This is a genomic window from Pantoea sp. EKM10T (assembly GCF_011800685.1).
GTDB classification, from domain to species: Bacteria; Pseudomonadota; Gammaproteobacteria; order Enterobacterales; family Enterobacteriaceae; genus Pantoea; species Pantoea agglomerans.
Genome location: NZ_JAALEU010000001.1, coordinates 224,968 through 245,817 on the forward strand (window position 1 = coordinate 224,968; position 20,850 = coordinate 245,817).

Consider the following 20,850-nt stretch of genomic DNA (forward strand, 5'->3'; position numbering starts at 1 on the left):
CGTAAGCCTGATGTCCGCTTCCTGATCGAGGTGATTTATGAATGCGCACAATCGTCGCTTAACCGGCGCGCTGCTGGCGGGCGCAAGCGCGCTGACGCTGCTGCCCTGGTATAGCCTGGAGCAGGGCTTCTTCTCGGGTGACTGGCTGTTCAGCTTATGGGGTGATGAGAACAATGCGCCTGCGCTGGGGCAGCTCGCGTTACACAGCTGGCTGGGCATCGCCGTGGCGCTGTGGCTGCTCTGTGCTGGCAGCGCCTTTCTGCCCCCGGGCCGCACCCGCAGCACGCTGCTGCTGCTGTTCAGCACCTGCGGCATTCTGTTTCTGGTGCTGGAAGGGCATGCCATCGGTTTCAGTGGCTGGAACTGGTTATGGCTGGAGAACCTCACCGGCCCGCTGGCGCAGGGACAACCCGCGATGGGCGCGGGTGCGCTGCTGCTGATGACCATATTTTTGCTGATTTTCGCCTTTGCCCTGGCGGAGCGCGGCGTGCTGAGAGGCGATGCCTTTGTGGTGGCGTCGATTGTGCTGCTGGTGGCGCTGGTCACGACCTTTGTGCTCTATCCGGTGCTGAGCCTGTTTGTCGCCTCGGTGCAGGATATTGATGGCAGTTTTAAACCTGACGGACTGATTGCCAATATGCAGGATCCCGCCATCTGGAGCCTCGGCTGTTTTACCGGTGGCACCTGCGGCACCGCCTGGCGCACGCTGGGACTGGCGCTGATGACGGCCAGTGGCGCTACGCTGCTGGGACTGGCGTTTGCACTGGCGGCGACGCGCACCTCGCTGCCGTGTAAAAAAGCGCTGCGGATGCTGACCATTCTGCCGATTATCACGCCGCCGTTTGTCATTGGTCTGGCGCTGATCCTGCTGTTTGGCCGCTCTGGCGTGGTCACCGAATCGCTGGCGACGCTGTTCGGCATCGAGCCGGGCCGCTGGCTCTATGGCATGACCGGCATCTGGATTGCCCAGGTGCTCTCCTTTACCCCCATCGCCTTTCTGGTGCTGATTGGGGTGGTCGAGGGCGTCAGTCCGTCACTGGAAGAGGCGTCACAGACCCTGCGTGCCAGCCGCTGGCGCACTTTCTCCCGCATCTCGCTGCCGCTGATGGCGCCGGGGCTGGCCAACGCCTTCTTAATCAGCTTTATCGAAAGCATGGCCGATTTCGGTAACCCGATGGTGCTGGGCGGGAGTCACGGCGTGCTGTCGACGGAGATCTTCTTCTCCGTGGTTGGCGCACAGAACGACCCGAGTCGCGCGGCGGTGCTGGCGATGATCCTGCTGGGCTTCACCCTGGCCGCTTTTCTGGTGCAGCGCGTCTGGCTCTCCGGCAAAAGCTTTGCCACTGTCACCGGCAAAGGCGATGGCGGCCGTCATGTGATGCTGCCGCGTCCTGTGCGCTACAGCGTCTATGGCATGGTAATACCCTGGGGTCTGTTCACCCTGGTGATCTACGGCATGATCATGATTGGCGGCTTTGTGCAGTCCTGGGGGCTGAATAACAACCTGACGCTGGATCACTATATCCGGGCCTTTAACGTCAGCGTTAATCAGGGGCAACTGGTCTGGAGCGGCGTTGCCTGGAGTTCTTTCTGGACCACGCTGGAGATCGCCCTGATCGCCGCGCCGTTCACGGCCATTGTCGGACTGCTGACCGCCTGGCTGATTGTGCGACAGAAGTTTGCCGGTCGTCAGACCTTTGAATTCATGCTGATGCTGAGCTTTGCCATTCCCGGCACGGTGATTGGTGTGAGCTATGTCATGGCGTATAACCTGCCGCCGCTGGAGATCACCGGTACCGCGATGATCCTGATCGCCTGCTTTGTCTTCCGTAATATGCCGGTCGGCGTGCGTGGTGGTATTGCGGCGATGAGCCAGCTGGATAAAAGCCTGGATGAAGCTTCACTGACGCTGGGCGCAAACAGTTTCCGTACCCTGCGCAAAGTGGTGCTGCCGCTGCTGAAACCGGCCATCAGCGCCGCGCTGGTTTACGCCTTTGTGCGGGCCATTACCTCTATCAGCGCGGTGATTTTCCTGGTCAGCGCCCAGTACAACATGGCGACCTCGTACATTGTCGGGCTGGTGGAGAACGGTGAGTATGGCGTGGCGATTGCCTACTCCTCGGTATTGATCGTGGTGATGCTGCTGATCATTGGCCTTTTCCAGCTGCTGGTGGGCGAACGTCGCCTGCGTCGTGCAATCCAACCGGCGGTGATTATTGCCGCACCCTCTGCATCCACTCTGACTCAGGAGAGAGCCGTATGACGACCATTAACGCCGGATCGGTGGTGTTTGAACATGTCGCAAAGCGTTTTGCCGGTTTTACTGCCGTGCCGGATCTGTCGCTCACCGTAGAGCCGGGTACGCTGGTGACGCTGCTCGGGCCATCCGGCTGCGGCAAGACCACTACGCTGCGACTGCTGGCCGGGCTGGAGCATCCCACCGCAGGGCGGATTCTGATTGGCGGCAAAGATGTCACCCATCTGCCCGCCAACGAGCGCGACGTGGCGATGGTGTTTCAGTCCTACGCGCTGTTTCCCCATATGAACGCCATCGACAATATTCTCTACGGGCTGCTTTCCTCGGGCATGAACAAACGCGAGGCGCAGGACAGGGCGCGCGAGGGGCTGAAGCTGGTGGGTCTGGAGAGTCAGGGGCAGCGGCTGCCGTCGGAGCTCTCTGGCGGACAGCAGCAGCGTATTGCGGTCGCCCGCGCGCTGGTGCTGGAACCGCAGGTGCTGCTGCTTGATGAGCCGCTGTCGAACCTTGATGAGCGTCTGCGCCGTCGGGTGCGCACCGACATCCGCGATCTGCAGCAGCGGCTCGGGTTTACGGCGGTTTACGTGACCCATGACCAGGAGGAGGCGCTGGCGGTCTCCGATAAGATTATTGTCATGAAAGAGGGGGATATTGCCCAGCAGGGCGCGCCGGAGACGCTTTACCATTCGCCCAATTCGGTCTTTATCGCGGACTTTATGGGGGAGGCGAATATTCTGCCCTGTGAAGTAGAAGAGGCGGATGCGGATGACGCGCTGGTCCGCCTGGGTAATCAGCGCTTCCGGGTACGAGGTGCCGGTGCAAAAACCGGCTGTGCTCAGCTGGCGGTGCGACCGCAGTTTATTACATTGTCCGGCGACGGTCAGGGGGCGCTGCAGGGGGAGGTCATTCACAGCACCTGGCTGGGTGACCATATCGAATATGAAGTCGCCACCGAACTGGGCGCGCTGTTCATTATCGATCCGCAGATGGAACAGCGTCTGCCGCTCGCCACTACAGTTGGCGTCAACTTTAAGCCGCAGGGCCTTGCCCTGATTGCCCGTTAATCTGACTAACTCAAGGAGTTCGCATGGAATCGCATGATGAAATAATGGCGCGTCTGGCTTTAGCGGAAGCCGTTGCCCGTGAAGGTGGCGCGACGGCGTTATCTTACTTCAACCGTCGCGAGATGCTGGTGGTGGAGACCAAGTACGATTTGCAGGATGTGGTGTCGATTGCTGACCGTGAAGTGGAGCAACTGATCGCCAGCCGTATACGGGATGCGTTTCCCGATGATGGCTTTCTGGGTGAGGAGTCGGGACTGCAGGCGGGAGAGTCTGACTACACCTGGGTGGTTGATCCGATCGATGGCACCAGCCCGTTTCTCAATGGGATGCCGAGTTGGTGTGTTTCCGTCGCGGTACTGCGCGGCGATGTGCCGGTCATCGGGGTGATTTTCGCGCCGACCTATCAGGAGTGCTACGTGGCGGCACTGGGGCAGGGCGCGACGCTCAACGGTCATCGTCTGCAGGTCGATCCCACACGCACGCTGCAAAACCACGTTACCGGTTTTGGTGCCAACAGTTATGTCAGCCCGCAGCAGGTAGGCGAGATTGTGGCAGCACTGCTGTCGGCAGGCGGTAACTTTATCCGTATTGGTTCCGGCGCACTAATGCTGGCGTGGGTCGCCGCCGGTCGGGTCGTGGGTTATTACGAACCCTATATGCACGCCTGGGATTGCCTGGCGGGTTACTGCCTGGTAAAAGAAGCGGGCGGCTGGTACCACCCGTTTAACACCGAAGGCAATCGCATCACTAAAGGCGCGCAGGTCCTGGCCGTGGCACCGGGAGCAGAAGCAGATCTGCGGCGCATTGCCGGTTTGTAATTATGTGACCCTGTCACGCTGATGGTACTGCGGTCAGCGTGATGCCCTTGGCCGTAACGTTTTGGTCAGATAGTGACGCTGCATACCGGTTTGCGGAAAATCGGGCAGGGACATCTGCGGCTGATAACCCTGTTTCTGATAAAACGGCAGGGCCTGAAAACTAAAGGTATCCACCAGCGCATAGAGACATCCCATCTTTCCCGCCTCCTGCTCTGCGGCTTCCAGCAGTGCGCTGCCCAGACCACTGCCACGGAGCGTTTCGTCCACCCAGAGATAATCGATACAGAGCCAGTTTCCTTTGCGTGCGGCGATCACTCCCCCGCGCAACGTTCCCTGTTCGTCCCTGTGAGAAACCGACAGCGGTCCCCAGTTATCGCGGCTGATAAATTGCCGGTTGTAAGCCCCCAGTCCTGCCAGCAACTCTTCCCGATCGTCGTCGTTGACCTGATGGGTAAGGGTAAATGTGCTCATCCTCGTCCTCTTTTAATTGTGGTTCCTGTTTATCCCCTGCAAAGGATAATTGTGCGATTATCCGCTATAGGGTATAAAGTAATTATTATCCCCTTTAGCGGATAAATGACATTTTATACCCTATCGGGGATGACACGGCTGCGCTATGCTTGCAGCCTGTGATCCAGAAGGAGTCACCCCATGATATACAGCCCGCTACAGCTGGCAAACCGGCTAAAGCTCATTCGTCAGCGCAATGGCTGGACCCAGAGTGAGCTGGCGAAAAAGGTCGGCCTGAAACAGGCCACCATCTCTCACTTTGAAAATGCCCCTGACAGTACCTCGCTGGCAACGCTGTTTAAGCTGTTACAGTCGCTGGAGCTGAGTCTGGAAGTTCAGGAGAAAGAGGAGGCCAGTGCGCCTCAGCTGCATGATGAGGATGAGTGGTAATGCAAAGGCTGATTGCGTGGATGAACGGCGAGCGGGTAGGCGTACTCACCCGCCAGCGAAACGGCGCTCATGAGTTTCAGTATGATACCGGCTGGCTGAGTAATCCGCTCTCCAGGCCGCTGTCACTTTCGATGCCGTTGCAGGTTAAGGCTCTCACCTCACACGCCGTGATTAACTTCTTCGATAACCTGCTGCCGGATAGCCCATTGATTCGCGACAGAATCGTGGCGCGTTACCAGATTAAATCCCGTCAGCCGTTTGATCTGTTGCAGGAAGTGGGACGTGACAGCGTCGGGGCAACCATGCTGCTGCCGCCCGATATGCCACTGCCCGCACTGCAGGCCCGCTATGAAGTGCTGGATGAAACCCGGCTGGAAAGCGTGCTGTCGGCCTATCAGTCAGATATCCCGCTGGGGATGCTGCGTGAAGAGACCGATTTCCGTATCTCGGTCGCAGGGGCGCAGGAGAAAACCGCACTGCTGCTGACCGATGAAGGCTGGAGCATTCCTGCCGGTGCCACGCCCACCTCGCACATCATTAAGCTGCCGATCGGAGAGATTAAACAGCCGGCCGCGACGCTGGATATGCGTGAAAGTGTGGAGAATGAGTATCTCTGTCTGGCGCTGGCCCGTGCACTCGGTATCGACGTGCCGCAGGCAACGATTATCCGTGCCGGACAGATGCGCGCCCTGGCGGTAGAACGTTTCGACCGCCGCTGGTCACGCGATAAAACCCGGTTGATTCGCCTGCCGCAGGAGGATTTCTGTCAGACGCTGGGACTGCCATCTTCAACCAAATATGAGTCGGATGGCGGGCCGGGTATTGCGGAGATCATGCAGATACTGATGGGATCGAGCAACGCCATCGAAGATCGCTATCGCTTTATGATGTTCCAGGTGTTTCAGTGGCTGATTGGCGCAACCGACGGTCACGCCAAGAACTTCTCACTGTTTATTGAGCGCGGCGGCAGTTATCGACTGACTCCCTTTTATGATGTGATCTCCGCTTATCCGGTACTGGGCGGCACCGGTCTGAACAAGCGAGCGCTGAAACTGGCGATGGGTCTGCGTGCCACTAAGGGGAAGAAGACAGAGATCGACAAAATCTTCCCGCGCCATTTTATCGCCACGGCAAAAAGCGTCAGTTTTGATCGTGACAGTTTGCAGCAGATCTTCGACTTCTTTATTAAGGCCTTTCCCCAGGCAGTGGTCTCGGTGCGCGATGCTTTGCCGCCCGATTTCCCGCAGCACATCGCCGACGCCATCTTCAGTCATTCACTCATTATGCTGGAGCGGCTGCGGCACAAAGAGTGATGGCGCTTATGAGCTGGCAATATCCTGAAAAACCTCTCCTCATGTGTATGGCTAAAAGCCTGTCGGCTATGCTTATCTGACAGGCTTAACAGGAGAGTCATGGTATGAAGTGTCCGGGATGTGAAGGAGAGGCGTTTGTGTACGCCACGCGCGATGTCAGTCTTAATACGGGTAATCCGGAGGACGTTGTGCCAGATGTAAAGGGCGATCACTGCATCCGCTGTGGAGCGGTGATTATGAATGCCGGAACGTCGGAGTTATATCCCGAAAAGGCTGAAGCGCTGGAGAATGCAGGCGTGCCCATCAAATAACACAGAGAGCCCGTTTAGCGCGGGCTTCTTTGTCTCTGTTACAGGTGAATGTCCCTCTTTTGATAACACGCAACGAGTAAGTTGTGTGATTGTGGCACCCTACAGGCTAAAGCTCAGGTTTACCCTGGGAATGGAAATCAAACCCCGTCAATCTGGCCACTGGAGTGCGTTATGGATGCCAATCGCTATGCCCTGGAAACAATCCCGTCACCGCCGGCATTTCCCGGTGCTGCCAGCCCTGTAATATCTGATGAAACACTGCATCGCCGTCTGGCCGCCATTATTGAGCGGATGCAGCAGCAGCAGATTGCGCAACTGATTATCTATGCCGACAAAGAGCACGGCAGCAATTTTGAGTATCTGGCGGGATTCATTCCGCGCTTCGAGGAGGCGCTGCTGGTGGTGACTCAGCAGGGCGAGCTCACCTATATCATGGGTAATGAGAACCTCAAGCTGGTGCCGTTTGCCCGCAATCCGGGACGCTGTCTGCATGCGGCGGTCTTTTCTCTGCCCAACCAGCCTATGCGCGGGGAGCAGCCCCTGGATCAGCTGTTAACAGAGGCAGGGATAGTGGCGGGAGAACGCACCGGGCTGGTGGGCTGGAAGTTATTTACCGGCAGGCAGCAAGGGATGTTTGATCTGCCGCAGTTCATCTATGCCGCGGCGGCGCAGGCAGCGGGCGGCGATGCACAACTGGTAAACGCCACCGGATTGTTTATCTCGCCTGACAACGGTGCACGCTGCGTTAACGGCGCCGATGAAGTGGCGTTTTATGAGGCGGGGGCCAATCTTGCTTCAACCGCGATGCTGGCTGCGCTGGATAGCGTAGCGCCGGGCGTCACAGAGAAGGCGTTAGGCGCACGTCTGAACGCAGAAGGGCAGCCAAACACGGTAGTGACGATTGCCGCGACCGGCGATCGTTTCGCCCAGGCCCGGCTCTATCCGTCTGATAAACGGATTGCGACAGGCGATAAGCTTTCTCTTACCACAGGCTACAAAGGCGGGCTGACCAGCCGCTCGGCTTACGTGGTCAGTGAAGCTTCTGAGTTACAGTGTAACGTTTCCGACTGGCTGACCCGGCTGGCGATCCCCTATTATCACGCGGTGGTCAGCTGGCTGGAGCAGCTGCGGATAGGGATCACCGGCGGCGAACTCTATTCGCTTATCGAAACGGTACTGCCGAAAGCGCAGTATGGCTGGCATCTTAATCCGGGGCATCTGGTGGCTGACGAAGAGTGGCTAAGCTCGCCCATCTATCCCGATTCAGCCGTGACACTGAAAAGCGGTATGCTGCTGCAGATCGATATTATCCCGTCGGTGCCGGGTTATGGCGGCTGCAGTATCGAGGATACGGTCGGACTGGCGGACGCGGCGTTGCGTGATGAGCTGGCGTGTCGTTTTCCCGATCTCTGGCAGCGAATGACTCAGCGCAAAGCGTACCTGACAGACGTGCTGAGGATTGAGCTTGCCGAAGAGGTGATTTTGCTCTCGAACACGGTAGGCTATCTGCGCCCTTTTTTACTGGATAAGCGCCGTGCGCTGATGCGCCAGCAGGGGCTTAACCGGCCTGATGCGGCCGGTAATAATTTGTAAAATTTAACTGAGAGTAAAACGCAGGCGCATCTGTCAGGATACGCGCCTCAGAAAGTTCCTGGTTGCTCTCATTCGATGAAATGGTTTACCAAAAACGCGGTTTTGTTTGCCTGCAAAACCTCCTTTGCCGCGTTTATCGCACTCTCTGTGGCGCTCGTTCTTAACTTCGAAAAACCCGCCTGGGCGCTCACCACGGTGTTTGTCACCTCGCAACTCTATGCAGCATCGACCGTCTCGAAATCGCTGTTTCGCCTGCTGGGCACGCTGTTGGGCGGCATCTTTATTCTGCTGATCTACCCCGAAACGGTGCAGTCGCCAGTGTTGTTCAGCCTGTGCGTATCGCTATGGGTAACGGTTTGCCTCTGGCTCTCTCTGCATGACCGCACGCCGAAGAGCTATATCTTTATGCTGGCCGGCTACAGCGCAGCGATTATGGGATTTCCAGACGTTGAGTCACCGTTGGCAATCATCAACACCGTAGTTTCACGTATTGAGGAGATTACGCTGGGCATCCTTTGCAGCACGCTGGTTCACCGGCTGGTGTTTCCGGTTTCGATGCATCATCTGTTGGGGCAGAGCGTTAATCTCTGGTTTCAGAACGCGCGCAAACTCTGTGATGAACTGATCAGCGGAATGGCAAAGAACAAATCGCTGGAGCGCGAAGATATCCTGATTCAGATGGCGGGATATCCGTTGAATGTTGAAACGCTGCTGACCCACTGCGTCTATGAGGGCGAAGCGGCGCGTAATGTCATCCGTCTGGTCAGCGTACAGTATCAGCATCTGACTTATCTGCTGCCGACACTGACGGCGATTGAATCACGGCTGGGTGTGCTGGCCGAACTGAATATTCGTTTTCCGCCGTGCGTCACCGACGTGTTTCAGCAGTTCCTGTTGTGGCTGCATCACGATCGGATTAACGATATTGCCGGACTGCGTGAAGCGATTGCTGCCAGTCAGGCAACCCTGGAGCACGAATGGCGGGCCGGGCTGCTGGCAACCGAAGAGAGCCTGCTGCTGATTGGTCTGCTTGAGCGGCTGGCTAACTTTGTGCGCATTGCCGATGCTTATGAGAATGTCAGTGCGCGCGCAGGGGATCTCTACAGCCACGGGGATGGGGCGGCGATCCGCAATATCCGGGAACACCGGCATATCGATAAGGGACTGTTACGGCTGTCCGCGCTGACGGCATTTCTGGCGACCTTCCTCTCCAGCCTGTTCTGGATCGGCAGCGGCTGGGCCGATGGGGCGAATGCACCTCTAATGGCGGCGATCATCAGTTCATTTTTTGCTGGTGTCGATTCCCCGGTAACGCCGATGAAGCTGTTCGTGAAAGGGGTGATGATTGCGCTGGTGGTCAGCCTGTTCTACATCGCTTTTCTGATCCCGCAGGCCAATACCTTACAGGCGCTGATGATCATACTGCCGCCCGGTCTGATGCTGCTGAGCCTGGTCATTGCCAATCCGGCGACCAATCTGGTAGGGCTGAGTGTCGCCATTCAAATCCCCGGTTTTATCGGCTTAAGCCATCACTATGTCCCCAATCTGATCGTCACGCTGAATGCGGCCATCTCCTCGATGGTGGGGATTATGTTTGCGGTGGTGCTGACGGCGTTGATCCGCAACAAACGGCCGTCATGGATAGCCAGAAGAGCGGTGCAACGGGGGCTGCGCGATCTGTTAGGGTTTATTAAAATGGTGGAGCGCAATTCCGCCACGCTACTGTCACGGCAGCAATTTATTGCGCGGATGCTCGACCGGGTGAATATCATTCTGCCGCGTAAAAGGCTCGATCCGGTGCCGGATATCGTGGTGGGGGGGTATCTGATTACTGAAACCTGGCTGGGCGCCAACTGTTATGACTTCTACGCACGTTATCGTGAGGTGCTGGAGAGTCATCAGATTGATAGTGGTCAGATGTTTCACGAACTGGCGCTATACCTGAAGCGCAAGATGAAGTCGCTGCAGTTAGCGCCACATCAGGATCTGCTGGATGAGCTGGATCTGTTGCTGCTAAGACTGGGGCCGATCGCCCGAGAGGAGAGTGTGGCTGTTGCGCCCTTAATCCATCTGTTTAATATTCGTGTATCACTGTTTCCACATCAGCGCTGGCCAGATTAACCCGGTATAACAGGGCTGGCTGGTGGGGCTAAGAGAGCGCTTGCCGGGACCAGAGCGGACAATCTTATTTTAGTTACATCATACATTAGGTCTTAATTAAATTGAGAATCAGGCAACGTGCCCGCGTATATGGTCTGACAGGAAAATAAGATCAGCAGAGTGGAAAGGTTGGTAAAAATGGCCAGCAATGGCCTGAGCGTGAAGCGCAGGCATCATACCGTTTTAAATTCAGTTTGTTGCATTAAATTCTCTAGCCAGACACGCCTGGTTGATACAGGCCATAAACGCGTCCTGCTGCGCCAGAAGCCTGCAATAAGAGCAGGGCGCGCGCATCTCACTGCAGGAAACGTTCAGCGGTAATAACTCAGCGGCTTTCCTGCGGCTGAAGCTGATAAATCCACGCACTGTATTGCCGATTATCTTCGGCAGAAACACAAACTTCGACGCGATCGTAGCCATCTTCAAACGCATCCAGCATCGGCCAGTGGGCGTCCAGCTGGTCGGAGAGAAACAGATAACCCGGCACGTCGGGCCCATGCTCATCCAGAACGATGCCCGGAAAATCAGCCGCTGCGCCCCAGCCGCGCTGATAGAAGGTACCGTTCACCGAACCGGCCAGCCATTCTCCGCCAATATTTTCCAGGATATGGGCATTCTCGCGTCCCGGACAGAGCGTGCCATAGACAAATAAGCGTTTCATTTTTTCTCGTCGTTGAAACAGTGGAAGCCAGCAACTCTAGCGCGGCTAAAATGGATTGTCTTGCGGAACTGCCTCTTGAACCTCTCAAAACGCCATGCGTAGGTAAATTCTGCGTACTGCCGCCCCATCAGATGCGCAGAATTCATGTAGCGACGCCCTGGACTGCCGCAAAAGGTCAGATTTATGTGCCCTCTGCCTGTCGGCAGAGGGCACTCCCGTCCGGTTACTTCAAGGTTGTCGTGTAGTTAACCGGAATCCCCTGGTCATTGATCACCGCATAACTCACTGACTCACCGGGTTTAGGCGGAGTGTGACTGTCAATGTAAGCATCAGATTGTGGGGCAAGAGTGAGATTTTTTATTGATGGCTGACCTTCAGAATAGACATTCATGCTCATGAACCAGGGAGTAGGGTTGGTTATTGCGATTTTATTTCCCTTTACCGCGAAACGGAGCTTTTCCGGATCGGTGGTCAGCGGGGCGTTTAGTCCCTCAGGCCGTATAAAGATTTTTAGCCGGATTCGCAGCGGTAACACCACTTTACGTTCAGCCGCGTTAAGCTCTTTTTTCAGCGCAGGGATCTGATAAATATTTAACCAGTAGAGGCTCTCTTTGTCCGCGGGCAGCGCCTGACGTGAAGTGAGTACCAGACGCAACGATCGCATTTCTCCCGGATACATTTTTACCACCGGCGGTATGACTATGACGGGCGTGATGCTGGCGTCGGGTGAGAGAGTCAGGTCACCGTCATCTGTCCAGATTTGCAAATACGTTTCGTTTCCGCCGCTGTTGACGACGTTAACAGACTGGCTCAGATCCGATTGATTGAAAACGATCCGGGTTTTATCCACATTGACCACCGCCCAGACGCTGAATGAGAGCAGGACGCCAGATAACACAACGACGTTACTGAAAACTGACCACAACCTGTAACTGCGCATTGACTGTTCCTGCTGTAATAGTTTGCCCGCTGAGCGCTTCAAGAGAGGCGGTGAAATCACCACTGTAAATATCAGCGCCTCCTGAGGAGATTTGCGACGTTAAATCTTTATAGGCATACCAGCCACGGCTGTTGCCCGTGCCCGTCACTGTTCTGTCAGGCAGTAAATTGAGCGCCATATTATGACTGTCATAAATTTTTATACCGACGCCGGAGGCGGCAGCGCTGCTACCATAGTGGGTATCCAGCAGCCAGGTTAACCCGCCGCCAGCTGTAGTCAGCCCCAGATTTCTTGCCTGCGTTACCGCATTTGACTGGTTAACGAGAAAGCCCATAGCGACATTTGCTGACGTGATCGTCGATGTACTGGTGCCGGAGATGGCACCGGACTCGCACTGGATAGTGATAGTAAAAGGAGCCTGACTTTTCCCGCCCGCGGCAAGGGTATTCACGCTTACGGTCGGCAGCAGCACCACCGAAGGATAATCCTGGACTTCGCATAGCGCGCCACGCACATAGGTGACATTTGAGAAGGTGCTCCAGGCAGCGGGCCAGTTACGGTAAAAACCATACCAGTAAGAGAGACTATCCTGGCCCACTTTCAGATTATTGGTATCCAGCCCGGGTCCTTTAAAAGCAATATATCCGCGAGGTTGTGTCCAGTTGTCCACATAGCGATTGCTGTTGCTGGCGTAATAGCGGGTAGAGTCTATTTTAAACATTTCATACAGCACATTGCTGAAAGCACTGGCCGGAATATAAATATAGGTGCCATCAGAATACCAGTCACTGGCTGTCAGCTGTCGGGCTTTCCAGTAGCGACTGTAATATTCGCCGGTTGTCAGGTTAGTTAGCCTGACGGCAACATTTGCAGCGACATCATAATAGGCGCCGTCCACTTCAGAGGTAATATATTGACCGGCATAGGGGCTGTCGCCATTGGTGGCATACATCTCATACAAACTGTCTGCATCTGCCACGGCGCAGCGGTAAAGAATCTGGTTAGCTGAGTAGGAAACATTGCTGGCCGATGAAAGAAAGCTGCCTACCGAGCTGGCCAGCAGTGTGCCAGAGGGCTGGAAGGTCTTTCCGCTATTGATGCTGATCACAGATGGCAGGCCCACATTCCCTGAGCAGGTGTCGCAAGCGCCGGTCCAGTAGGCGGCGGTATACCCTGCTGCAATCGCGCTTTGAGACAACGAGGATGTGGCGGTAACAACACTGCAATTAGCCCAGGCGGGCACATTGAACAGCAATAATAAGATATACAGGAAATATTTTTCGATTCTCACACGATTAACCCTTATGGCAGACAGCATCCAGGCGAACAATATTCTCATTCACGCGACCGGTTATTTGATAATTAACAAAACATGTTTTATTGCCCTTATATTCCCAGTTTGCCTTTAAGGTTCCAGAGTCATGCGGTACACGTGCATATAATTGACCACCCTGGCCCACAATACCTATCACGGTATTATCAGCATCACGGACCTCGGTGCCCATTGGCGGGATTTCATGATCTTCATTTTTGAGCGCGATTAAGACGGCCTTACCCTGCAGCGTGGCAAAATTAATTCGGGTAACGGAACCGGCATAGGGCACAACGCGCTGGCTTCCACCGCTTAATTCGGCATCAGCATTCATATAGCGTGTATCAAGGCTGACGGTGTTGGCCTGATATGGCGTCAGCGACGGCAGGATAGCGTAACCAAAATGATCAATGACGGCACCCTGACCATTGCGTACGCTGGCGCCCTGGGCACCATCCGCATGGATAAGCGCAAAAGTGTCGCTGGTATAAGGTCCGGCGGTGACGCCGCCGCGATGAATCAGCAACGTACCAGAAAGCCCTAATCCAGCCTGGCGATAATTATCCCCCTGACCATAATTCGCTCTGACCGCGCCTGCGCGCGTATTCTGCTGAATATTTCCGCCGAACGAGACACGGTGGCCGCTGTTACTTTGCGTATTTTCGGTTCCGCCATACAGGGACCAGGATCGCTGATTGTTCTCGCCAGATGAACCGGTCAGTGAGAGCGTCGAATTGCGCGTTTCTTTAGACTGGTTGTAGTTATAGGCCACAGAGGTAGTGTGATTGCCCCAGTTCAGCGGAACCGAGACATTCAGTGAAACGGTATTTTCGGTATATTTCTCGCGGTATGCGTTATCACCATCGTCCAGGTTCAGCCCGAAACGATCATAATTCCAGGTAGTACGCTGACGGGCAACGTTGAGACTGTAACTGATGTTATTCCAGCTGTTGCTGTAACCTAACTGAAGCTGAGTAATACGTGACCGGTTATTATAGTAATCCGCCGTGCTGCCGCTCAGGCTGATTAAGCCATAATCGGCCATTGACTGACTCAGGGTCACAGAAAAATTATTACGCTGATGCAGCGTATCTGAATAGTAACTGATGCCATTGTCCTGCTGGCGCCGAACGCCCAGCACATCCTGCAGGTCGCGATAACCGCTGGTTGAGTAACGATAGGCGGCCAGGACCAGGTTGGTGCCGGTAGCAAAGGTTTTGCTGTAGCTCAGCTCGGCGCGCCATCCCGAGGCATTTCTGTTCTGTGCGACCTTTGCATCAGAAAAGGTGGTGTTTAATCCCACTGCGCCCGCTGCCGAAGTCCAGACACCGCCAAGCAGCCAGGCCTGATAGTCCTGAGCCAGCCGCGATCCTGCCGTAGCGGTCAGTCGGTTACTGATACCGCGCTGCAACAGCCCTTCAAAGAAGGTGTTATTAACTGAGTAGAATTGCCGTACCCGACCCAGTGCAACCGAGTAATGCCAGTTTCCCGGCCTGACCGAATCAGGCACAGAGGCATAAGGAACGGTAAACGAGGACGTTTTGCCATTGGCTTCAATAATCTCAACATCGAGATCGCCCTGGCTACGGGTATTGTACAAATCGTTGATCACGAAGGGACCAGGCGCCACGCTGATCTCATAAATAACGCGATTCAGTTGTCTGACGATAACCCGGGCACTGGAGGAGGCCACACCGCGAATTTCGGGCGCATAACCACGCCGGCTTTGCGGACGCATCCTTTCATCGGTAGTGAGCTTAATGCCATTATAAGAAAGGCTGCCAAACTGCGAACTTTCTGTATAGCTGTCGCCCAGTGTCAGCAGACTGTTCAGCGGTTCAATGGGGCGCTGAAGCCAGGTTCTGACCGTTGTGTAGCGAACGTCACTGCCGGTAACGTTATTGTCGATAAACCGCAGATTGCCCTGATGGCGCAGCTGCCAGTTATCAATATTAGTGCCCGCCGTGATGCCACTCCAGAGATACTGGTATCTGTAACCGGAAGCGGTATTTTCCGTCCAGCTATAATTGGTGTTATGCCGGATGAAAAGGGCGGAGATCCCTTTATCCCATTCGGCGACGGGAATATTTCCCCTGGGAAGATGAATTAACTCCGCATCCGGAATGGTGAACTGCAGCCGCAGTGAAGCCTGATCAAATTGCCAGCGGGCCGCTGATGACCAGTGACGCAAGGGCTGACAGCCCTCGCTGGTTGAGGATTTATTCAGTGACTTAAGGCTTAATGATTCAGCCACCGTCAGCGGGAGACAAGGTTCTATCGGCTGACCTTTCTCTGCTGACAGAAAGGTCAGGGTGACGCCGCTTTTAACCAGCTTATTGTTAACATAGATATCGACATAATAGTTTCCGGGGGCGATAGTCTGATGATTAAACTGATCAATATTCTGGCCAAAGGCGGAACCTTTAAACAGCGAAGGATCGAAGTAGTATTCATCAGCGTGTCCATACGGTGAAAAAGTAAATGATGCACAGAGAGGCAAAAAAAAGATGCGGATATTACCTGCCTGCAATCGGATAGTCTTCACTGACTTTAGCTCCCTGGTCATTCATTGCTGAAAGAGAAATCACGCTAGTAGCTGATAAAGAGTGCGTTGCCGGTTTACACCTGACTATTTTTTTGGCAAAGGGCGCAATCATTTCGGCTTCGCAGGCTGTTTTTTTGCCTGCTGTTTTTATTGCAACCTCTGTAAGTGAGAGATACCAGGGTTGAGTGTTGTTGATTTCAACCCCCTCTTTTTGCATCGTTACTTTTACACCGTCGAAAAAATTAACCGGCTGACCAATCGCTTTAGGACGATAAAAGAGTTTCATGCGGTTACGTAACATTAAAACAATACTGTTACGGCCTGATTCCGCCTGAATATTACCGGGGGGGATCTGCAGGGAGTTGAACCAGTAAATCGTCTCGCGATCCTGTGGTAATGAGACATTAGGTATGAATCGGATTCTTAAAACCTGGCCGGTCAGAGGCTGGATCCGAAACAGCGGTGGCGTGATAATAAAAGGCACGTCACTCTTATCGCCAGGTTGCGAATCCATATTGCCATTATCAAGCCAGGCCTGAATGACATAAGGAATATTATCGTTGTTCTTTAACTGAACATCGACGGAGAGAGCATTACCCGGATAAATAATTCGGCTGCCAAGAATAGTGACGCTTGCCTGGACGTTATCCGAAATAAACGTCATCAAAAAAATCAGTATTACCATTTTTAATGGGAACAGCATAATGCGCGAATACATGTCGGATATCTCAAGCGTGGCGTGCGTATCTGGCTATCCAGATACGCACGAAAAATATTACTGGTAAGTCACGGCATATTGCAGTGATGCGGTAACGGTACCCGCCGTTGGCGTGCCGGATGCGTAATAACGGGCAGAGTAGGTGGCAGAGCCAGAAGTTTCACCGGTCTGCAGTGTCAGATCACCGCTGCCGGTATAACCACTGGTCAGATTAACCACCGCATCTTTCGGATCGAGGATTTGTACCTCAACATTTTTTGCGGTTCCGGTGTTAGATAAATTACCGGCAGCGCTAACGTTATTCCCCACAAACACCGTCGAGATTTTGGTGGCCGAGGTACTGTCCCCGGCGCAGCCGCTAACGCCCACGGTGAAGGTGGTATCACCCGCAGTTGCACCAGAGGCAGCAAGGTCCGAAGTACTGACCGTTGGCAGCAGCACAACAGGGGATGCATTGTTGCCATTTACGGAAACAGAACAGGTTTCAGTGGTCACTTCTCCCTGAAAGTTGATGGTGTTATCTGAAGCTGCAAACACGCTGGCTGACACCAGCCCGGCACTGATTAACACAGCAAGATTAAGCGTTCTGAATTTGGTGTTCATTTAATACTCCTTTATCATAATTATGCGGAAAATAACTGATTGAGGCTGATGCCCATTTTCCGGCGAATGGCATCTTTGATGTTATAAACACGCTTGACTTCAACTCCCATTTCTCTGGCAATAATCGGTAGTGACAGTCCGTTCATCGCCAGATCAAGGAACCGAACTTCATCCTGTTTAAGTGCATTCACTTTTTTCCTGACCTCGCCTTTTAAACCGAAATAACAGCCCTGGATTTGTCTGTTTATCTCCTCCAGGGACAAATCGGCATAAATCACAGTTTGTATACGCAGGTCCTCTTTTTGCCAGTACGCCGCAAGCGGCTCCATATGGCGATCACTGACGATAATCAGCATTAATCCCGTATGTTTCAAATACTCAATCCAGTTGCTATTGGTAAAATACCTGACATTTTCCCTGGAGAAGTCAACGAATACACATCCTCTGCAAAAGAGGCTTTCATATTTTCCAGCGACCATGCTGAGTATGGATGAAGAGAAAAAATGATTCCCTCCAGGCCAGGTGGTAATTTTTTGCAACGGACATCTGTTATAAATGTCTGAAGCGCGATGGGTGAGATCACAGCCATATTTACAACTGGCGCAGCGAATTTCCTCTCTGGTTATCTTTATCATAATATTTTGGCGTTGTTGCGAGAGTTGTGATTATTTTATCGATAAAAATCTCCGCGTTTCAAGGCGATGAAAATTATCCGCTATTTTCTTCATTCGGATTTTTCTTAAGGGGTCACCTCCACGGGCGGGAGTAATATTTGTTGAAAATTCGGGACAAAAAGGGCGACGACGCCCTCAGCAGTGCTGAGAGACCAGGATTTTTTTACGTCCGTTAGGAATATTTCGCAAATAACGCCACTTTGATCAATAAAAATTCCGCACTCAATGCTAAATATGAGCGAATTTTGTTCAGTGATCAATTTTGTATATAGCGGCCACTATGATGGCACTGATAAATGATTTTTTACTGACTCTATTATTGCTTTCTCCCTTACTTCATTGAAACGATCTGCATTTTAAATGGCTTTTATAAAAAAATTAGCGACGATATTTATAGTTCACATCCCATTTTATTAAGAATAGTCCTGGTAACAAAGATGTTAATTGACGCACTTACTATAAATATTGATCTAAATCAGTTATTTAGTGCATGGAAACATCACTATTTTGGTCAGTGTCATTAAAAGAAAAGAGATCTATATTTATTTCTTTCCCGGGCGTTATCATTCAGATTTTGTATACGAAGAATCATTCTTGCTGTGCGAAATTTACGTTCTGCTTTTTTGTCAGATTATACAAGATAGTTATTGGATGACAGGACAGAGCAGGGACGTTACACCTCATTTTGCGTGTCGCTGATAGTGCTGAAAACGACCGGATGTTACTGACTCTTATTTTCAATGCTCAGGGCAAAAGCATCACTGCGCTGCGTTGACTGCCTTGCAATCGCAATGCGAATAGCCGGTATGAGTCCGGCTGACCAGACAGCCAGCAGAAAGCTGACTCAGGCTTTCTTGCTCATTACAGGATTAACCTGGCAAGGAACAGAGTGAAGAAAGCGTAGTTACACGTGGACGCGTTTACGACAATTTAGTGGTACGCACGGCAGACAACGAGGATGAACATAAAGCGGTGATGCATAGACGCCTCTACAGCATTTTTGTGGCCGACAGCCCTGATGAATGCGCTAATTTTCACGTAGCGACGTCACTGCTTAAGTTGTGCAAAGCACCTGAGCAGAGAAACGGTCAGAATGCGCAGCAGTGCATCCAGCCAGCCGCAAAGGGCGAAGTCGTCATTGCAGCGTCCGGCTGCAAATCTCCGATATCAGGTTTGTTGATGAGAGGATAGCGTGTAGAGTCGCTGAAGAAGATGTCCCGCAGGGAAAGCCATGCTGAATAACGTAGCATCACATTATTTCAGTTTCGGAACAGAATAAGCGACAGTAACAAGGTCAGGCAGACGTTGTGATCGTTTCTGACAGATTTTGCTGTACAGAGAAAACAGTCAGGATCAGCCCAAAATGGTGAGCAGACCATACAATAGAGCATCACGCTCCCGATCATAATCATTATGCGCATAATGTATATTATGTTAAATAAGATATTAACAGCGCACTTATCGCCTGGATACTGCTCCGTTCTTTCCTGGTGTTCCGGCAATCGCACTGCCCTGCGTCTTCGAACTGATTCCTTCAAACTTACTGTATGGTAAGAACCCCGGACGAAGATTCGGTCCGGGGTTGGTTTCATGTGACCGGTCAGTTATTTGAGATGCGAACGCAACTCTTCACCCGCCTGATTAATAGCTGTTCTGACCGTGGGTTCCTGACTTAACGCGTTCAGCAAACCGTAATCATGAATCATGCCATTGTAGCGCGTTACGGTAACCGGCACGCCTGCAGCATCCAGCTTACGACCGAACGCTTCACCTTCATCACGTAACACATCCAGCTCTGCAGTCTGAATCAGCGTTGGCGGCAGCCCTTTCAGCTGTTCAGTGGTGGCACGCAACGGTGATGCCAGGATGTTATTACGATCTTTTTCCGAAACGGTATAGTTATCCCAGAACCACTTCATCATGTTCTTCGTCAGGAAATGTCCGTCAGCAAATTGATCATACGACGCGGTGTCGAAACGCGCATCGGTAACCGGCCACAGCATCACATCATAACGGATGGCCGGCGTTTTAAACTGCTTCGCCTGCAAGGCAACCGCCGCCACCATGTTACCGCCAACGCTATTACCAACCAGCGCCAGACGTTTTCCGTCAACGCCAATTTCAGCGCCATGTTCGGCGACCCATTTAGTGGCTTCATAAGCCTGAGTAATTGCCACCGGGAAATGGGCTTCTGGCGATGGTTGATAATTGACAAATACCGCAGCAGCGCCGGATGCATTCACCATGTCACGTACCAGTCGCTCATGGGTCGGAAAATCACCCAGCACCCAGCCACCGCCGTGGAAGAACATAAACACCGGCAAGGTGCTGCTGGCGTGCTCGGGCTTAACGATGGTCAGCGTCAGAGGCTTGCCCTGTACGGTAATGATCTTCTGTGAAATCTGTGCCGGCGGCAGTTCTGCGCCCTTCTGCGCCCCCGTCAACACCGCTCGGGCATCTTTGACGGAGAGTTGCTCAATCGGTTTACCACTCCCGCTGTTGAGCGCCTTCAGGAAAGCGGTCACGCCTGCGGTCGGTTGCGGACTGTTTTCAGTGGGTGCAGCAAACGCGGTACTCATCTGGCTGGCTAACAATAATGCACTGGCGATCAGTTTCATTTTCATCACAGGGTTCCAATTAACTTGCTATTAAGTAGTGTGCTATCTGGTTGGCAGGACAATGACACGGCGAACCTGGATTGTAAACTACTAAATAGCACACTATTTATCTCAAGTTTTTACCCTCTCTGACTATTTTCGTCATTAACAGACTACTTTGCTGCTATCTGTACCTATTTTCAGCAATTAAGCACGACGCCTGAGCACCTGAAAAAGTTAAAAGCATAGAGTTTTTTTCTGGTTAAGTTCAGCATGGACGCCAACGGTGCTCGCTACCCTATCCCGCTGCCGCTGCTGAGTCCGTTCGGTTACACACCCTGTCACGGTCAGACTTTTTTACGAATCCGGCTCGCTGATCAGGTG

At 53.2% G+C, this 20,850-nt stretch carries 17 protein-coding genes; 8 read left to right on the top strand and 9 right to left on the bottom strand.

Annotated features, from left to right (window positions below):
• The first annotated feature begins 37 nt into the window (after positions 1-37).
• Genes HFD95_RS01060 through HFD95_RS01070 form a run of 3 tightly spaced genes read left to right on the top strand, consistent with a single transcriptional unit; the run spans position 38 to position 4,139 of the window.
• Complete coding sequence (locus HFD95_RS01060; protein WP_167429719.1) at positions 38-2,263, top strand: iron ABC transporter permease; 2,226 nt, start codon at positions 38-40, stop codon at positions 2,261-2,263.
• A complete protein-coding gene (locus HFD95_RS01065) occupies positions 2,260-3,321 on the top strand; it encodes an ABC transporter ATP-binding protein (protein WP_010244870.1) in 1,062 nt (353 codons plus the stop codon). The genes HFD95_RS01060 and HFD95_RS01065 overlap by 4 nt, the downstream gene beginning before the upstream one ends.
• Before the next feature lie 23 nt (positions 3,322-3,344).
• On the top strand, positions 3,345-4,139 hold the full coding sequence (locus HFD95_RS01070; RefSeq protein WP_122888878.1) for an inositol monophosphatase family protein: 795 nt from the start codon (positions 3,345-3,347) through the stop codon (positions 4,137-4,139).
• Between the two features lie 33 nt (positions 4,140-4,172).
• Here the strand turns inward: HFD95_RS01070 and HFD95_RS01075 are convergent, their stop codons facing one another.
• A complete protein-coding gene (locus tag HFD95_RS01075) occupies positions 4,173-4,610 on the bottom strand; it encodes a GNAT family N-acetyltransferase (RefSeq protein ID WP_033787851.1) in 438 nt (145 codons plus the stop codon).
• 180 nt (positions 4,611-4,790) lie between these two features.
• Here HFD95_RS01075 and hipB point away from each other — a divergent pair, with 180 nt between their 5' ends.
• The 5 genes from hipB to HFD95_RS01100 all read left to right on the top strand — a co-directional run bounded on the left by hipB (position 4,791) and on the right by HFD95_RS01100 (position 10,377).
• On the top strand, positions 4,791-5,039 hold the full coding sequence (gene hipB, locus HFD95_RS01080; RefSeq protein ID WP_022625644.1) for a type II toxin-antitoxin system antitoxin HipB: 249 nt from the start codon (positions 4,791-4,793) through the stop codon (positions 5,037-5,039).
• Positions 5,039-6,352 carry a type II toxin-antitoxin system HipA family toxin gene (locus tag HFD95_RS01085; protein ID WP_167429720.1) on the top strand — a complete coding sequence of 438 codons (1,314 nt, stop codon included), beginning with the start codon at positions 5,039-5,041 and terminating at the stop codon, positions 6,350-6,352. Before hipB ends, HFD95_RS01085 begins: the two co-directional genes overlap by 1 nt.
• Before the next feature lie 104 nt (positions 6,353-6,456).
• A complete protein-coding gene (locus tag HFD95_RS01090; RefSeq protein WP_010244885.1) occupies positions 6,457-6,663 on the top strand; it encodes a type II toxin-antitoxin system MqsA family antitoxin in 207 nt (68 codons plus the stop codon).
• 171 nt (positions 6,664-6,834) lie between these two features.
• On the top strand, positions 6,835-8,256 hold the full coding sequence (locus HFD95_RS01095; RefSeq protein WP_167429721.1) for a Xaa-Pro peptidase family protein: 1,422 nt from the start codon (positions 6,835-6,837) through the stop codon (positions 8,254-8,256).
• A gap of 75 nt (positions 8,257-8,331) precedes the next feature.
• Positions 8,332-10,377 carry an FUSC family protein gene (locus HFD95_RS01100; protein WP_167429722.1) on the top strand — a complete coding sequence of 682 codons (2,046 nt, stop codon included), beginning with the start codon at positions 8,332-8,334 and terminating at the stop codon, positions 10,375-10,377.
• Positions 10,378-10,741: 364 nt separating this feature from the next.
• Here HFD95_RS01100 and HFD95_RS01105 read toward each other — a convergent pair whose 3' ends face one another.
• From HFD95_RS01105 to HFD95_RS01140, 8 genes are all read right to left on the bottom strand, one after another.
• On the bottom strand, positions 10,742-11,077 hold the full coding sequence (locus tag HFD95_RS01105; protein ID WP_158149307.1) for a gamma-glutamylcyclotransferase family protein: 336 nt from the start codon (positions 11,075-11,077) through the stop codon (positions 10,742-10,744).
• Positions 11,078-11,300: 223 nt separating this feature from the next.
• A complete protein-coding gene (locus HFD95_RS01110; RefSeq protein WP_010244896.1) occupies positions 11,301-12,017 on the bottom strand; it encodes a fimbrial assembly chaperone in 717 nt (238 codons plus the stop codon).
• Complete coding sequence (gene stbD / locus HFD95_RS01115; RefSeq protein WP_050498533.1) at positions 11,983-13,335, bottom strand: fimbrial usher protein StbD; 1,353 nt, start codon at positions 13,333-13,335, stop codon at positions 11,983-11,985. The genes HFD95_RS01110 and stbD overlap by 35 nt, the downstream gene beginning before the upstream one ends.
• A complete protein-coding gene (locus tag HFD95_RS01120) occupies positions 13,313-15,874 on the bottom strand; it encodes a fimbrial outer membrane usher protein (protein ID WP_243208613.1) in 2,562 nt (853 codons plus the stop codon). The genes stbD and HFD95_RS01120 overlap by 23 nt, the downstream gene beginning before the upstream one ends.
• Complete coding sequence (locus tag HFD95_RS01125) at positions 15,846-16,592, bottom strand: fimbria/pilus periplasmic chaperone (RefSeq protein WP_167429723.1); 747 nt, start codon at positions 16,590-16,592, stop codon at positions 15,846-15,848. Before HFD95_RS01125 ends, HFD95_RS01120 begins: the two co-directional genes overlap by 29 nt.
• A gap of 57 nt (positions 16,593-16,649) precedes the next feature.
• On the bottom strand, positions 16,650-17,195 hold the full coding sequence (locus tag HFD95_RS01130) for a fimbrial protein (protein ID WP_010670150.1): 546 nt from the start codon (positions 17,193-17,195) through the stop codon (positions 16,650-16,652).
• 20 nt (positions 17,196-17,215) lie between these two features.
• Positions 17,216-17,734, bottom strand: a complete 519-nt coding sequence (locus tag HFD95_RS22010; RefSeq protein ID WP_227028290.1) for a LuxR family transcriptional regulator — start codon at positions 17,732-17,734, stop codon at positions 17,216-17,218.
• 1,739 nt (positions 17,735-19,473) lie between these two features.
• A complete protein-coding gene (locus HFD95_RS01140; RefSeq protein WP_167429724.1) occupies positions 19,474-20,493 on the bottom strand; it encodes an alpha/beta hydrolase in 1,020 nt (339 codons plus the stop codon).
• Between the last annotated feature and the right edge of the window lie 357 nt (positions 20,494-20,850).

Bases quoted from the DNA above. Each gene is read 5' to 3' on its own strand.
- HFD95_RS01140 (WP_167429724.1), bottom strand. From the start codon at position 20,493: ATGAAAATGAAACTGATCGCCAGTGCATTATTGTTAGCCAGCCAGATG.
- HFD95_RS01065 (WP_010244870.1), top strand. From the start codon at position 2,260: ATGACGACCATTAACGCCGGATCGGTGGTGTTTGAACATGTCGCAAAG.
- HFD95_RS01070 (WP_122888878.1), top strand. From the start codon at position 3,345: ATGGAATCGCATGATGAAATAATGGCGCGTCTGGCTTTAGCGGAAGCC.
- HFD95_RS01090 (WP_010244885.1), top strand. From the start codon at position 6,457: ATGAAGTGTCCGGGATGTGAAGGAGAGGCGTTTGTGTACGCCACGCGC.
- stbD (WP_050498533.1), bottom strand. From the start codon at position 13,335: ATGCTGTCTGCCATAAGGGTTAATCGTGTGAGAATCGAAAAATATTTC.
- hipB (WP_022625644.1), top strand. From the start codon at position 4,791: ATGATATACAGCCCGCTACAGCTGGCAAACCGGCTAAAGCTCATTCGT.
- HFD95_RS01130 (WP_010670150.1), bottom strand. From the start codon at position 17,195: ATGAACACCAAATTCAGAACGCTTAATCTTGCTGTGTTAATCAGTGCC.
- HFD95_RS01095 (WP_167429721.1), top strand. From the start codon at position 6,835: ATGGATGCCAATCGCTATGCCCTGGAAACAATCCCGTCACCGCCGGCA.
- HFD95_RS01100 (WP_167429722.1), top strand. From the start codon at position 8,332: ATGAAATGGTTTACCAAAAACGCGGTTTTGTTTGCCTGCAAAACCTCC.
- HFD95_RS01125 (WP_167429723.1), bottom strand. From the start codon at position 16,592: ATGTATTCGCGCATTATGCTGTTCCCATTAAAAATGGTAATACTGATT.
- HFD95_RS01060 (WP_167429719.1), top strand. From the start codon at position 38: ATGAATGCGCACAATCGTCGCTTAACCGGCGCGCTGCTGGCGGGCGCA.
- HFD95_RS01110 (WP_010244896.1), bottom strand. From the start codon at position 12,017: ATGCGCAGTTACAGGTTGTGGTCAGTTTTCAGTAACGTCGTTGTGTTA.
- HFD95_RS01085 (WP_167429720.1), top strand. From the start codon at position 5,039: ATGCAAAGGCTGATTGCGTGGATGAACGGCGAGCGGGTAGGCGTACTC.
- HFD95_RS01105 (WP_158149307.1), bottom strand. From the start codon at position 11,077: ATGAAACGCTTATTTGTCTATGGCACGCTCTGTCCGGGACGCGAGAAT.
- HFD95_RS01075 (WP_033787851.1), bottom strand. From the start codon at position 4,610: ATGAGCACATTTACCCTTACCCATCAGGTCAACGACGACGATCGGGAA.